General features: G+C 65.5%; 13 protein-coding genes and 1 tRNA gene. 5 read left to right on the forward strand and 9 right to left on the reverse strand.

Going from position 1 to position 14,052, the window contains the following annotated elements; translation table 11 throughout:
• The first annotated feature begins 11 nt into the window (after positions 1-11).
• Together SLQ31_RS18305 and SLQ31_RS18310 are read left to right on the forward strand one after the other, a co-directional pair.
• Positions 12-1,031: a pyridoxal phosphate-dependent aminotransferase gene (locus SLQ31_RS18305; RefSeq protein WP_319435423.1), complete on the forward strand. Its 1,020-nt coding sequence runs from the start codon at positions 12-14 to the stop codon at positions 1,029-1,031.
• Between the two features lie 54 nt (positions 1,032-1,085).
• Positions 1,086-1,583, forward strand: a complete 498-nt coding sequence (locus SLQ31_RS18310; protein WP_319435817.1) for a MarR family transcriptional regulator — start codon at positions 1,086-1,088, stop codon at positions 1,581-1,583.
• Here SLQ31_RS18310 and mmsB read toward each other — a convergent pair.
• The 3 genes from mmsB to SLQ31_RS18325 are packed head-to-tail and all read right to left on the reverse strand — an operon-like array spanning position 1,580 to position 5,150.
• On the reverse strand, positions 1,580-2,449 hold the full coding sequence (mmsB, locus tag SLQ31_RS18315) for a 3-hydroxyisobutyrate dehydrogenase (protein ID WP_319435424.1): 870 nt from the start codon (positions 2,447-2,449) through the stop codon (positions 1,580-1,582). The two genes, SLQ31_RS18310 and mmsB, sit on opposite strands and share 4 nt — an antisense overlap.
• Positions 2,450-2,466: 17 nt before the next feature.
• Positions 2,467-3,633: an acyl-CoA dehydrogenase family protein gene (locus SLQ31_RS18320; protein ID WP_319435425.1), complete on the reverse strand. Its 1,167-nt coding sequence runs from the start codon at positions 3,631-3,633 to the stop codon at positions 2,467-2,469.
• The gene (locus tag SLQ31_RS18325; RefSeq protein ID WP_319435426.1) at positions 3,630-5,150 is read right to left on the reverse strand and encodes a CoA-acylating methylmalonate-semialdehyde dehydrogenase; all 1,521 of its coding nucleotides are present in this window, start codon (positions 5,148-5,150) and stop codon (positions 3,630-3,632) included. The genes SLQ31_RS18320 and SLQ31_RS18325 overlap by 4 nt, the downstream gene beginning before the upstream one ends.
• Before the next feature lie 110 nt (positions 5,151-5,260).
• Between SLQ31_RS18325 and SLQ31_RS18330 the strand changes: the two genes are divergently transcribed.
• Positions 5,261-6,094: an oxidoreductase gene (locus SLQ31_RS18330; protein WP_319435427.1), complete on the forward strand. Its 834-nt coding sequence runs from the start codon at positions 5,261-5,263 to the stop codon at positions 6,092-6,094.
• Positions 6,095-6,162: 68 nt separating this feature from the next.
• Here SLQ31_RS18330 and SLQ31_RS18335 read toward each other — a convergent pair whose 3' ends face one another.
• Both SLQ31_RS18335 and SLQ31_RS18340 read right to left on the reverse strand, forming a co-directional pair.
• Positions 6,163-6,843: a response regulator gene (locus tag SLQ31_RS18335; RefSeq protein WP_319435428.1), complete on the reverse strand. Its 681-nt coding sequence runs from the start codon at positions 6,841-6,843 to the stop codon at positions 6,163-6,165.
• A complete protein-coding gene (locus SLQ31_RS18340) occupies positions 6,840-8,372 on the reverse strand; it encodes a sensor histidine kinase (RefSeq protein ID WP_319435429.1) in 1,533 nt (510 codons plus the stop codon). Before SLQ31_RS18340 ends, SLQ31_RS18335 begins: the two co-directional genes overlap by 4 nt.
• A 100-nt stretch (positions 8,373-8,472) precedes the next feature.
• Here SLQ31_RS18340 and SLQ31_RS18345 point away from each other — a divergent pair, with 100 nt between their 5' ends.
• A complete protein-coding gene (locus tag SLQ31_RS18345) occupies positions 8,473-9,846 on the forward strand; it encodes a cation:dicarboxylate symporter family transporter (RefSeq protein WP_319435430.1) in 1,374 nt (457 codons plus the stop codon).
• Here the strand turns inward: SLQ31_RS18345 and SLQ31_RS18350 are convergent.
• Together SLQ31_RS18350 and SLQ31_RS18355 are read right to left on the reverse strand one after the other, a co-directional pair.
• Positions 9,843-10,223: a hypothetical protein gene (locus tag SLQ31_RS18350; protein WP_319435431.1), complete on the reverse strand. Its 381-nt coding sequence runs from the start codon at positions 10,221-10,223 to the stop codon at positions 9,843-9,845. The two genes, SLQ31_RS18345 and SLQ31_RS18350, sit on opposite strands and share 4 nt — an antisense overlap.
• A gap of 164 nt (positions 10,224-10,387) precedes the next feature.
• The gene (locus tag SLQ31_RS18355) at positions 10,388-12,475 is read right to left on the reverse strand and encodes a hypothetical protein (protein WP_319435432.1); all 2,088 of its coding nucleotides are present in this window, start codon (positions 12,473-12,475) and stop codon (positions 10,388-10,390) included.
• A gap of 76 nt (positions 12,476-12,551) precedes the next feature.
• On the opposite strand from SLQ31_RS18355, the gene SLQ31_RS18360 reads away from it, so the two are divergent.
• Positions 12,552-12,625, forward strand: a tRNA-Leu gene (locus SLQ31_RS18360).
• A 106-nt stretch (positions 12,626-12,731) separates the two neighbouring features.
• On the opposite strand, the gene SLQ31_RS18365 is transcribed toward SLQ31_RS18360, so the two are convergent.
• On the reverse strand, positions 12,732-12,941 hold the full coding sequence (locus SLQ31_RS18365) for a hypothetical protein (RefSeq protein WP_319435433.1): 210 nt from the start codon (positions 12,939-12,941) through the stop codon (positions 12,732-12,734).
• Positions 12,942-12,969: 28 nt separating this feature from the next.
• A complete protein-coding gene (locus SLQ31_RS18370; RefSeq protein ID WP_319435434.1) occupies positions 12,970-13,878 on the reverse strand; it encodes a hypothetical protein in 909 nt (302 codons plus the stop codon).
• Positions 13,879-14,052: the final 174 nt, after the last annotated feature.

The following is a 14,052-nucleotide window of genomic DNA, read 5'->3' on the forward strand; positions in this document are numbered from 1 at the left end:
TGCAACCCTTGATGCGGGTCGTCGATGGCACCGTCGCCGCGCTGCCCGACGCCGTCGATCCACTGGCCTTGTCGCTCAACGAGAATCCGTTCTCGCCGCTGCCCGCGGTGCGTTCGGCCCTGATCGCCGCGATCGACTCCGCCAACCGGTATCCGGAGTTCCTGCCCAAGCGGCTGCGGCGACTGATCGCCTCCCGGATCGGCCTGACCGAGGAACAGGTGGTGCTCGGCCCGGGCGCTACCGGTGTCGCGATGCAGCTGTTGCACGCCATGACCGAGCCAGGCGACCGGATCGCCATGGCCACACCGACCTTCGACGGTTATCCGATCTTCGCGGAGATGGCCCGGCTGCAACCGATCATGGTGCCGCTCGACGAATACGGCCACCACGACCTGGACGCCCTGGCCGAGGCTGCCGGCAACGCCAAGGTGGTAGTGCTGTGCCGGCCGCACAACCCGACCGGGACGCTGGAGTCGGCGCCCGCGGTCGAGCGCTTCCTGGCCGCGGTGCCCAGCGACACCATCGTCCTGCTTGACGAGGCGTACATCGAGTTCGTTGCGCCCGCACTCCGGCTCGACGGGCTATCGCTGATCCAGCGGTATCCGAATGTGCTGGTGTTGCGGACGTTCTCCAAGGCCTACGGGCTGGCCGGTTTGCGTATCGGCTACGGGTTCGGGTCTACCGAGCTGACCGCCAGGCTCTGGCGGATGCAGTTGCCGTTCGGGACGGACAACACCAGCTTGGTGGCCGTGGCGGCGTCCTACGACGCGGAACGTGAGCTGCTGCGGCGTATTCGGGTGATCGCCGACGAGCGGCGGTATCTGCGGATGCGGCTGCGCGCCATGGGTGTGTACGTCACCGAGGGGCATGCCAACTTCGTGTACCTGCCGCCGGCGGGCAAGCCCTGGCAGGAGGTGTTCGACCCGGCCGGTCTGCGGGTCCGGCACTACACCGACGGCGGGGTGCGAATCACGGTGGGGGACCGGTGGTCGACGCGCGCGGTGCTGGCCGCGGTGGCGGACCGGCGGTAGTGCCCTACGGCGGTACCCGGATGCGGTATGAATGGGCGGATGGCTGCCGATTCAATCCCGTCCGACAAACCGGACCCGATCGCTGCGGCGCGCCGAAACTGGGAGCGCTCCGGCTGGGGTGATGTCGCCGAGGGCATGGTGGCGGTGACCTCGGTGATGCGGGCCCACCAGATCCTGCTGGCCCGGGTGGAGAATGCGCTGCGGCCCTACGATCTGAGCTTCTCGCGGTTCGAGTTGCTGCGGCTGCTGGCGTTCAGCCGGACCGGTGCGCTGCCGATCACCAAGGCCTCGGACCGGCTGCAGGTGCATGTCACCAGCGTCACGCATGCCATTCGCCGGCTGGAGGCCGACGGACTGGTTAAGCGGGTGCCGCATCCCACCGACGGGCGCACCACGCTGGTGGAGATCACTGAGATCGGCCGCTCGACCGTGGAGGACGCCACCGCGACGCTCAACGATCAGGTGTTCGCCGATGTCGGGGTGTCCGCGCAGGAAGCGCGTGCGCTGGTGGCATCGATCGAGACGCTGCGCCACCACGCGGGAGACTTCTAGCGCAGGGTGTCGATGACCGCGCTAAAATCCAGGTGGGCGTGCTCTTCTGCGAACTTGGCGTAGATCTCGGCGGCGTGCGTGCCCAGCGGCGCGGTCGCACCGGTCGACGACACGGCCGCCATCGCCAGCCCGAGGTCCTTGTTCATCAGCGCGGTAGCGAATCCCGGCTGGAAGTTGTTGTTGGCTGGCGACGTCGGAACTGGGCCTGGCACAGGACAGTTGGTGTGCACTGCCCAGCAGTTGCCGGTTGCCCCGGTGATCACGTCGAACAACGACTGCGCCGACAAGCCGAGCTTCTCGGCCAATACGAACGCCTCACCCACCGCGATCTGCTGCACCGCGAGCACCATGTTGTTGCACAACTTGGCGGCTTGCCCAGCACCGGACGACCCGCAGTGAATCACCTTGCTGGCCATGGGATCCAGCACCGCACGCGCCTGCTCCAACGCGTCGGCCTCGCCGCCGACCATGAAGGCAAGCGTGCCGGCCGTCGCGCCCTTGATACCGCCGGAGACCGGGGCGTCGAGCTGCGCCATCCCGGCGGCGGTGGCTTGGGCGTTGACGTCACGGGCATCGTCGACGGAGATGGTGGACGTGTCGATGAACAGCGTTCCCGCCTTGGCGGCCGGAAGTGCTTCGGCATAGCAGGCTTTCACGATCGTCCCGTTGGGTAGCGAGGTGATGACGACGTCGGCGTCGGCTACCGCGGCGGCACCGGCGTCGAACACCGTCGCACCGTTCTCCTCGGCGGCCGCGCGCAACGCGGGCACGGGATCGAAGCCGCGCACGGTGTAGCCGGCCTTGACGAGGTTGGCCGCCATCGGCCCACCCATGTGGCCCAGCCCCAGGAACGCGATCGTCGTCATGCGTAGGCTCCTTTGCCTCATGCCGTAGCGCGCGCCCGGGTGGCCTCAGCCCGCCCGATGACCACGCGCATGATTTCGTTGGTGCCCTCCAGGATTCGGTGCACGCGCAGATCGCGGACGATCTTCTCGATCCCGTACTCCCGCAAGTAGCCGTACCCGCCGTGTAACTGCAACGCCTGATCGGCCACGTCGTAGCAGGAGTCGGTGACATACCGTTTGGCCATCGCGCACAGCTCGACCTTGTGCGGCTCGTCGTTGTCCAGGGCGATGGCCGCCCGCCACAGCATCAGCCGCGAGGTCTCCAGCGCGGTCGCCATATCGGCGATCGTGAACCGGATGGTGGGCTCATCCAGCAGCGCTCCGCCGAAGGCCTGCCGGTCGGCCAGATAGCCCACGGCCTTGTCGTAGGCGGTCTGGGCGCCGCCCAGCGAGCAGGCCGCGATGTTGAGGCGGCCGCCGTTGAGGCCGCTCATTGCGATGCCGAAGCCGGTGCCCTCGCCCTCGGCGCCGCCGAGCATCGCGTCCGCCGGCACCCGCACGCCTTCCAGGATGACCTGGGCGGTGGGCTGCACATTCCAGCCCATCTTCTCCTCTTGGGCGCCGAAACTCAGCCCCGGCGTGCCCTTTTCGACGACGAACGCGGAAATTCCGCGTGGGCCGTCGGCGCCCGTGCGCGCCATCACGACGTACACGTCCGAGGTGCCCGCCCCTGAGATGAACTGCTTGACCCCGTCGAGCACGAAGTGGTCGCCGTCGCGGACGGCCTTGGTGCGTAACGCCGCCGCATCCGATCCCGCGCCGGGCTCGGTGAGGCAGTAACTGGCGATGGCCTCCATCGAGGCCAGCTTCGGAATCCACGACTTGCGCTGATCGGCGGTGCCGTAGGTGTCGATCATCCACGCGCACATGTTGTGGATCGAGATGAACGCCGCCAGTGCGGGATCGGCGGATGACAGCTGCTCGAAGATCCGTACGGCGTCGAGGCGGCGCAGCCCACTGCCGCCGACATCCTCGGCGCAGTAGATCGCGGCCATCCCCAGCTCGGCGGCCTCGCGCAGCACGTCGACGGGCAACTCCTTGGAGTGATCCCAGTCCAGCGCGTACGGCGCGAGGCGCTTGGCGGCGAACGCGGCTGCCGTTTCGGCGATGACGCGTTCGTCGTCCTCGAGCGTCAGGAAGGTCATTGCATCGTCGGGATGACGAACTCGGCGCCGTCCTTGATACCCGAGGGCCACCGCTCTGTCACGGTCTTGGTCTTGGTGTAGAACAGGATCGAGTGCGGCCCGTGCTGGTTGAGGTCGCCGAAGCCGGAACGCTTCCAGCCGCCAAAGGTGTGGTAGGACACTGGAACCGGGATCGGCACGTTGACACCGACCATGCCGACCTGCACCCGGGACACGAAGTCGCGGGCCGCGTCACCGTCGCGGGTGAAGATCGCCACGCCGTTGCCGTATTCGTGCTCGGAAGGAAGCCGCAGGGCCTCTTCGTAATCGTGGGCGCGCACGATGCACAGCACCGGGCCGAAGATCTCGTCGGTGTAGATCGACATGTCGGTGGTGACGTGATCGAACAGGGTGGGACCGATGAAGAACCCACCCTCCAGGCTCGCATCGTCGAAAGTCAGCTCGTCGCTGGCCTTCTCGCGGCCGTCGACCACGATCTCGGCGCCGGCGGTCACACCGGCCTCGATGTAGTCACGGACCCGCTTGAGCGCGGCACCGGTGACCAGTGGGCCGTAGTCGGCCTTGGGGTCAAGGCTGTGGCCGACGCGCAAGCCGTTAATCCGCTCGACGAGCCTGGCGCGCAACCGGTTTGCGGTTTCTTCGCCGACGGGCACCGCGACGCTGATGGCCATGCACCGCTCGCCGGCGCTGCCGTAGCCGGCGCCGATCAGCGCGTCGACGGCCTGGTCCAGGTCGGCGTCGGGCATGACGATCATGTGGTTCTTGGCGCCACCGAAGCACTGCGAACGCTTACCATTCGCCGCGGCGGTCGAGTAGATGTACTGCGCGATATCGGAGCTACCCACGAAGCCGACGGCCTTGACGTCGGGGTTGGCCAGGATCGCGTCGACGGCTTCCTTGTCGCCCTGCACCACCTGGAACACACCCGCGGGCAGACCGGCTTCCAGGAACAGCTCGGCCAGGCGCACGGGCACCGAGGGGTCGCGCTCGGAAGGCTTGAGGATGAACGCGTTGCCGCACGCCAGGGCGGGGCCGGCCTTCCACAGCGGGATCATCGCGGGGAAGTTGAACGGGGTGATGCCGGCGACCACACCGAGCGGCTGGCGGATCGAGTAAACGTCGATGCCGCCGCCGGCGCCCTCGGTGAACTCACCCTTGAGCAGATGCGGGATGCCGATCGCGAACTCGATGACCTCGATGCCGCGCTGGATGTCACCGCGGGAGTCGGGGACGGTCTTGCCGTGCTCGATCGACAGCAGCTCGGCGAGCTCGTCGGTGTTGGCGTTGACCAACTCGATGAACTTCATCAGGACGCGGGCCCGGCGCTGAGGGTTCCAGGCGGCCCATTCCTTCTGCGCCTCGACGGCGGAGGCCACCGCGGTGTCGACGTCGGCGGCCGACGCCAGGAGCACCTGGGCTTGCACCTCGCCGGTGCTGGGGTTGAGGACGTCGGCGGTGCGCGTGCTGCTGAGGTTGCTCCGCTTACCGTCGATGAAGTGCTGAATGGTTGTGCTCATGACTGCCCCTTGGCTGACCTGGCGGCTGAATACTAGGACATCCTAGTAACGCGTTGACCGGGTTCGCAAGGGTCTTCAAAGGCCACGTTCGATGTAGTTGGATAGTGCCCATGAGCGTGTGGTTTGTGACAGGAGCCTCGCGGGGCTTCGGTGCGGAGATCGTTCGGCAGGCCCTGGCTGCGGGTCATCAGGTTGTCGGAACGGCGCGCGATCCGAAGACCATCACGGAGCAGTTCCCGGACGCGGCCGATCAGCTGCTGGCGGTCGCGCTCGACGTGACTGACGAAGCGGCCGCGGTGGCGGCCGTCGAGGCGGCGGTCGAGCGCTTCGGCCGGATCGATGTCGTCGTCAACAATGCCGGCCGGGGGCTCCTGTCAGCGGTCGAGGAAGCCAGCGACGCGGCCGTCCGCGGTGTCTTCGACGCCAACGTGTTCGGTGTCCTCAATGTGCTTCGCGCGGTGCTGCCCACACTGCGTGCGCAGCGGTCGGGCCACATCATCAATTTGTCGTCGATCGGCGGCTTCCGGAGCTCGGCGGGGTGGGGGATCTACTGCTCCACCAAGTTCGCGTTGGAGGGGATTTCCGAAGCGCTCGCCGATGAGGTTGGACCGCTGGGTATTTCGGTGACGATTGTGGAGCCCGGATATTTCCGCACCGACTTCCTGGATGCCTCCAGCCTGCACACGGAGGACGGCGAGATCGCCGACTACGCCGAGACGGCGGGTGTGGTCCGGGCGCATGCGGCCTCGGCCAACCACAACCAACCCGGCGACCCAGTGAAGGCCGTGACGGCGATCCTCCAGCTGGGTGGCACTGAGAAGCCGCCGCTGCGGATTCAGCTGGGCAGCGATTCGTTCGGAATGGTCGCCGGCAAGCTGGAGTTCGTGGCTGCCGAGCAGAAGACCTGGCGCGAGCTGTCGGTGTCGACGGACTTCGACGACTAGCGCATCGAGTCAGAACACAGATCGCTTTTTGTCTCCCAAATACGATCTGTGGTCTGACTCGATGGGCGTCAACGCCATTGGTAGCGGGTGCTGGGCCGGCCGGTCTTGCCGTATTCAGTGACGCGGGTGACGGTGCCGTCGTCGGCCAGTCGTTCCAGGTAGCGCCAGGCCGTCACCCGAGATACCCCCACCAGTTTGGCGGCTTCGTCGGCGGTCAGCCCGTCGGCGCGATCACGCACCGCGCGGGCGATCTCGTCGGTGGTGGCCGGTGCCGCGCCCTTCGGGGCCACGGACTTGTCGGTGCTGATCCGCAGTTCGCCTAGCGCCCGGTCGACTTCGGCCTGACTGGCGGCGTCGGTCCCGGCCGGCAGCGCCTCACGGTAGCGGCGGTAGCGCTCGAGGCGGTCCCGGAACGCGGCGAACGTGAATGGCTTGAGTAGATAGGCCAGCGCACCGTGGGCGACCGCGGCGCGCACCATCTCCAGATCGCGTTCGGAGGTGATCGCGATGATGTCGGGCGCGGGCCGCAACCCGGACAGCGCCGACGCCAGCGCGATCCCGCTGGCGTCGGGCAGACCGAGATCGAGCAGCACCAGGTCCACGGGGGACTCAGCCTCGGAGGCGATGCGCATTGCGTCGCGGGCGGTGTGCGCCAGCCCGACGACGGTAAATCCTTGCAGCCGGGTGAGATACGTGCGGTGCGCCTCGGCGATGAGCGGCTCGTCCTCGACGATCAGGACGTTGATCATGTGATGGTCACCGTCACCACCGAGCCGTAGGTGAGGTCGGCGCTCAGGGTGCCGCCGTGGCGGTTGACGATCTGTGCGACGAGCGCCAGCCCAAGTCCCTGGTGACCGGCGTCGGCATCGGATTTCGTCGAATAGCCGCGCTGCCTGGCGCGCTGGAAAGTTTCGGGGTCCATGCCCGGCCCGCTGTCGGCGACCTGGATCTGCAGCCCTTCGGTGTTCTGGTTGACGGTGACCTCGATCCACGGGTCGTCGCGGTCGCAGGCGTCCATGGCGTTGTCGATGAGGTTGCCCAGCACGGTGACCATCTCCTGCGAATTCAGCAGAGCCTCGGCGGGCAGGTGGGTCTCCTCGGTGATGGTCAGCTCGATACCGCGTTCGTCGGCCTCGGCGGTCTTGCCCAGCAGCAGGGCGACCAGCGCGGGTTCGCCGACGGCGTCGGAGACCCTGTCGACGAGCTGCTGGGACAACGCCAGCTCCTGGGTGGCGAACTTGACCGCCTCCTCGGGGCGGCCCATCTCGACCAGTGTCACCACGGTGTGCAGCTTGTTGGCCGACTCGTGAGCCTGCGCCCGCAACGAATCGGTGAACCCCTGCAGGGAGCTCAATTCGCCAAGGGCGCCCTGCAATTCGGTGCGGTCGCGGATCGTGACGACTTCGGAGTCCGAGGCGCTCACCTGGGAACGGTTGACCACCAGCACCCGGTCATCGGTGAGCCGGACCTCGTCGCGCACACCGGGGTCGTTGCCGCGCAAGAACTCTGGCAGGTCGGCACGGGTGATGGGACCCGACGGCAGCGCGAGCAGGCGGCGGGCTTCGTCGTTGGCCAGCGCCACCCCGTTGCGGTCGAGGACGATAAGCCCCTCGGAGACCGAGTGCAGGATCGCATCGTGGTGGTCGTACATCACCCGCAGCTCGTCGGGGGCAAGCCCGTGGGTTTGGTGCAGGATCCGCCGGCGGATCGCCCAGATGCCGACGAAGGACAGGGCCAGTGCCCCGACGCCGACCGCGACGATCATCGGCCACTGCGAACGCCAGCGCGCGGCCAGGTTCTCGGTGGTGATGCCGGCGGCGACCAGGCCGATGACCTGTCCGTTGGCGTTGCGTACCGGCGCGATCGTGCGCACCGACGGACCCAGGGTGCCGGTGTAGATCTCGGTGTAGGTTTCCCCGCGCAGAGCCGGGTCGATGGTGCCGATGTATTTCTGGCCGATCTGGTCGGGGTTGGTGTGGGTGAACCGGGTGCGGTCGGGGGCCATGATCGTGATGAACGCGATGTCGGTGCTGGTACGGACGGCCTCGGTGACCGGTTGAAGCACCTGCGCGGCGTCCCCGTTTTCGATGGCCGTCGCGGTCGAGGGGGAGTCGGCCAGCGCGACGGCGATGGCGGTGACCTGCTGGCGAGCGGCGTCGTCGCCCTGGCGCTTGACGTCGAGGAGCGCCAGCGCGCTGGCGGCGAGGACCACCAGCACGATGACCGCGGCCTGCAGCGCGAAGGCCTGTCCGGCCAGCGAGCGGGGGAGTACAGCCACTGCTCACCTCTGAACGTAATGAACTAAAGCGTGACCTGCGTCACGTCGGGGTAAACCATCCTTACAGACCTATTGCTGCTTGACCGGAAGGAAACCGCTCATGACCACGGTTGTGGATCGTTCTGGGGGCGACGACAAACCGACGCCGCCCAAGCGCAAGGATCGCACGCACTGGCTGTACCTGGCTGTCATCGTCGCGGTCGTGGGCGGCGTCGTTGTCGGCCTGGTCGCCCCAGGAGTCGGCAAGGAAGTCGGCGTGCTGGGGACGATGTTCGTCAGCCTGATCAAGATGATGATCGTCCCGGTCATCTTCTGCACGATTGTGCTGGGCATCGGATCGGTCCGCAAGGCCGCCACCGTCGGCAAGGTCGGCGGGCTGGCCTTCGGCTATTTCCTGGTGATGTCGACGGTCGCACTCGGCATCGGCCTGCTGGTCGGCAACCTGTTGCATCCCGGTAGCAGTCTCAAGCTCTCGGAGTCGGTGGCCGGCAAGGGTGCGGAATTGGCCGAAACCGCGCACAAGTCAGGCGGTTTGATGGACTTCGTCCAGCACATCATCCCGACGTCGCTGTTCTCGTCGCTGACCGACGGCAATGTGCTGCAAGGATTGTTCGTGGCGCTGCTGGTCGGGTTCGCGATCCAGGCGATGGGCACCAAGGGTGAGCCGATCCTGCGCGGGGTGGAGCACCTGCAGCGGCTGGTGTTCAAGGTCCTGTCAATGATCTTGTGGCTGGCGCCAATTGGCGCGTTCGGGGCGATGGCCAACGTGGTGGGCCTGACCGGCTGGAGCGCGGTGACGAATCTGCTGACGCTGATGTTCGGCTTCTATCTGACGTGTGTGGTGTTCGTCTTCGGAGTGCTCGGAACGCTGCTGCGAATGGTGTCGGGGGTGTCGATCTTCAAGCTGGTGCGCTACCTGGCGCGGGAGTACCTGCTGATCTTCGCGACGTCGTCGTCGGAGTCGGCGCTGCCGCGGTTGATAGCCAAGATGGAGCACCTGGGGGTGCAGCAGAGCACCGTGGGTGTTGTTGTGCCGACGGGCTATTCGTTCAATCTGGATGGCACCGCGATCTATCTGACGATGGCATCGTTGTTCATCGCCGACGCGCTGGGCGACCCGCTGTCGGTGGCCGAGCAGCTAGGGCTACTGGTGTTCATGATCGTGGCGTCCAAGGGCGCGGCCGGAGTGAGCGGGGCCGGGCTGGCGACGCTGGCCGGCGGACTGCAGGCACATCGGCCGGAGCTGCTCGACGGGGTCGGGCTGATCGTCGGGATCGACCGGTTCATGTCCGAAGCGCGGGCGGTGACCAACTTCTCGGGTAATGCGGTGGCCACCCTGCTGGTCGGTTCGTGGACCAAGACGGTAGATATGGACAAGGTCGGTGAGGTGCTGTCCGGTCGCGACCCGTTCGACGAGGTGACGATGCTCGACGACGGCACGTCGCGTGAGCAGAAGGAGGCAGTCGCCGCCTAAATCTCAGCTCGCGACACCCCGGGTGGCCCCTTCCCCCGGGGTGTCGCTCTGTGGAGACTCTCCGCGAGAGCGTTTATGGCAAGCGGGTATTGGCGGGCCCGGAAGTAATCGCTGTGGGTGTCGACCTGCACGATCCAGCGCGGCTTGAATTCCAGCTGCGCGTCCGCGAGCTCCGATGGGTTGAGCGCTCGCACATCGGTATCGGTGAGAGCGTCGACGATCTTGCCCTCATCAGCCTTCTCGGCGGTTACCTCATCGGCGGGCTGGTCCACCAGGTTGTTCGGCTGACGGGAGTAAACCGGGAAGCCCAGGTAATCGGTTGGGCGCCAGAGGTTGATCCAGCGCGGCTTTCCTTCGCTACTGAGGGTTTGGAGCACGGAGGCAGGAAACTCGCGCTCCGCACGTACTGGCTCCGGGTCGGGCGGGAAGGTCGGACACTTCAAGAGGTGGGCTGGGCTCGAGTCCGTTACACCGAGGATTTGCGGACCCAGCAACTCGGGGAACAACCGACTGAAGTATGCGCGCAGCTGGCAGCCGTAGGTCACCAGCGCAATACGGTCCTTGTATTGTCGGATAGCAAGAGGATGACGGCTACCGAGAGGACGCCGCCGAGACTGTGTGCCGACAGGATCAAGCGTCGAGGCGGTGCGTCGTTCGCGCCCGGCGTCGGTGACTCCAACCACGCACGGCAATAGGTGTGAAGCTCGGGAACAGCGCGCTGGGCATAGCAGGGTGGGCCGAACGGGTGTGCGGCACGGGGCAGGAAGCAGATCAGGTCCCACACAATGCCGAGCGGTCGGCCGTGGGCTACGCCGTGGCCGACGATGACGGTGCCGACGAGCACGGCCGCTCCGACTCCGTATTTTTGGAGCCAGGAGAACGATGCTGCGTTCTGATAGTCCGGATGGTCGTTCAGCAGGACCGCAACGGCGAGACCGCCGATGATCGCCACGGCGGCAATTGTCGCCAGGCAAGCCCCCATCGGTTCGGCACGGTGAAGGAGCGAAGCTACCCTGCGGGTGCGGCAGCGACGGCAGTACAAGCTTTCTCGCGTACCGGGAAGTTGTGACTCGTCAAAAGCCTTTGCGCAGCAAGCCATGTCCTTTTCGTCAGGCTGCGTGAACTTGTCAAGTGTTGATTCGACAGGCACACGGCAGCGCCACACGATTACTACCCAAGCGACGGCGATGAGGAGCGCGAGTGTGACGATCGCCGGGATAAGCATGGTGGCGAAGCTCAAGTAAATAGGTGGCGCGGTTAGGTATTCGCTTTCGCTTATCTTGATCTTGCCGTCGCCGAGAAGTGCCGCGGCCACGATGACGAACACCGTGGACAACAGGATTGCCGCGAACAAGGCGAGGACCATCAGCACTCCAGGTGCGGCACCGCGCCACGCCTCTGCGACCCTTCTGCGTTCGTGCCAACGGAGCCAACACGCCCACGCGATGACAACCAACGGAATCAGGATGATCAGTGCGCGGTCGACACATGCGATATCGCGAGCTGGGATCCAGTGGCACCGCTCGGCGACCAACGCGGCGATGCCGATGATGATCAGGCTCGTCGCGACGAGGTAGGCGGGCAGCCTTTGCGACCGCCAGCCCAGTGCAGAGATAGCCAGTGCGAGGAGCGCATACACGATGGCAGCCGGCACGAAGGAGAACATGGCCAACGGCTGGGGCTCTATCAACGGCGAGTGCCAGCAGATGAGTGCGACTAGCTGAACCGAAAAGGCTACCGCGGTGCCGATCTCGAGCGCGCGAGTGAACCATCGCCTGCTCCTGCGGATCGCATCGTCTTCGGTGGCCATCGGCGTCGTCACGGTCAGACCAATGCAGGCCAGAAGGATCACGATCGACAGACCGATGACGCCCCCGCCGAAGCGAGTATGTTCGCCCCGCCAGAACTGTCCCGTCCATAGCAGGCTCAGCGCCAACCCGGCTGCCGTGTGAACGCCCGCGTTGTGAGCCGACAGATCCGCGTTGTCCCAGAAACTTCGGGTTCCGAACTTCCAGTGCGCCTTCCTGTCGTCGACGGGCGGAAGGCTAACGCCCTGGTCGTAGCGGACGCGGGTCCGATTGGCGAGGATCCACAGCAGCAGAATCACCAATACCGGAGCCAGGGACAGGATCGCCAGTCTGTCCCCGACGTCGGTATGGTTAAGCAGCCCAAGCCATCTGGGTAGTGATCCCGCGGCAAGTAACTCCTGTATGCGGCTTTCGGCCATGTCCAGGCTGACGGAGCAGACCGACGAGATGAGCAGCAGGGTAAGCCCCAACGAGAAGAGGCGCGTCAACCGGGCTGTGGTTCGGACTGTCTTGTAGCCTTCGCCGGGCAACGTCAGCCGACGCGACCAGTAGGCGACGTTCGCCAAACCGAATGGAATCACGAATATCCAGCCGGCCGACGCGACAGTGCTTAGCCACTTGGTGAACGGAATACGTGGGAATGGCGACAGCCGGGCGAGGCCACCCCACGACAGCGCTTTGACCACTCCGGCGTTAGGGCGCTCGCGGTAGACGCCAACCACCGTGTCGCCGTATTCCTGCTGCACTGCAAACAGCATGCTGACGGGCGGGGTGTTGTTGACCCCGTGAACTCGGAGTTCGAGCAGATTGGGATCGGGCATAGTCGCTGTTCTACGCCGCTTTCAGAGGGGCTGTGGCGAGTTGGCAGACCTACCGCCCAGTACGCTGCGACGTTGAGCCCCCATAGCCCAATCGGCAGAGGCAGCGGACTTAAAATCCGCCAAGTGTGAGTTCGAATCTCACTGGGGGCACGGTATTTCGGCTGGTAAAGAGGCATTTTCGGACCGCCGCGCAGTCGCTCGGCGGTCGGAAAATGCTATGGAAACTCCGCCGCGTGGGTGGGTTACTGCGCGCTAGCTAACTCGCGCCGCCATCATCGGTGGTGGACCTCTTGCCTGTGCGGCCAAGTAGCGGCACCTTGTACGCGCGCATGGCGGTGGCGACGTCCTTCAGCCCCTCTGTGCTGCCGGTCCTGATCACGACGAACGCCATCAACACGAGGTATGCGACGAAGCAGACGCCGGCGGTTATTGGCACAGCCAGTGCCAGTGCCAGTGCCAGCATCATCGCCGCCTCCACACCCCTTGGTCCCGGTCTATTCGCCGTCAGCAGGCGGAGACTGCGCCGGAACGTTGTCGTCAGTGGCATCGTCGGCGGGGGCAGGCTTCAGCAGCTTCTCCATTTTCGCGGCGACCTCGGCCATCTCTGCCATCACCGCGTAGATGCTGGGCGGCAGTGCTTTCGGAGTTCTAATGACGAACTCAATTTCCCCGCCGTCAATCGGCCACGACTGACGCAACGCGATGGGAGTCGGCGGAGCTGTCGACGCCTCGGCGTGTCCCGCTCCACGGTTCACTTGGTTCCCCAGTTCCGTCGGCGGCACGGACGCGGTTGGATGGTCGAAAATCCCGCTGAAAATGTCCGCGCTCGCGCTTGGCTTTGACGGCGGTGGTGCCTCCGGCGCAGTGGCTCGATTGCGTGGTAGGAGAATGACCTGATTTCCGTCAAATTTGGCTAATCCGGCGAACTCCGCACTGTCAATGAAATTTGTGAGAAATCTGTCGGCCTGATCGGTGGCCACCCCGTGCCGCATGACCACTGCGGTCCTGAATCGCCCCAAGTCTTGAGGAAGGTCTTTCGCGCTGTCCTCGTACAGTTGCTCGAACACGCGACAGGAATCAAAGGCGGCCAACAGCAGCGACCGTTCCAGTGCATGATCTGGGGCCGCAAGCACCAGATCCTTCGCAAGATCACTCAGAATGACGCGATCCGCATCGCCTCTCTTGATGAGACCCCAGTCGCGTAAGGCCGCCAATTTATTGCGGTAGGCGCCACTGTTCGTGGTCGAGTGCCCTAAGTACGCGGCTGCAGCGTCTTGGCTGTGGTCTGCGCCGTGTTGCCCCATCGCCACGATCGCCTCGACTGCGGGTTGCAGCGACAACTGCGGAAAGGCGACGCCGCGCTTCTTCGACTGCGTTGCAGCCGTGGACGTCTGTTCGCTCATGGCGACCTCCTGATCTACTTAGTAGAAAGTATATTCACAGACTAACATACTTGCAACATCCTGGGCACTGACTGCCGGAGCGAGTCGAAGACTTACTTGCTGCGCTTGCCCTTCTCGGCGGCGCCTGGCATGCGTTCACCGACGTGAGCCTCGATCTAACGGGAACTGGTGCGC

Origin of the sequence: Mycobacterium sp. RTGN5 (genome assembly GCF_033804465.1) — a bacterium.
In the GTDB taxonomy this organism is placed as follows: domain Bacteria; phylum Actinomycetota; class Actinomycetes; order Mycobacteriales; family Mycobacteriaceae; genus Mycobacterium.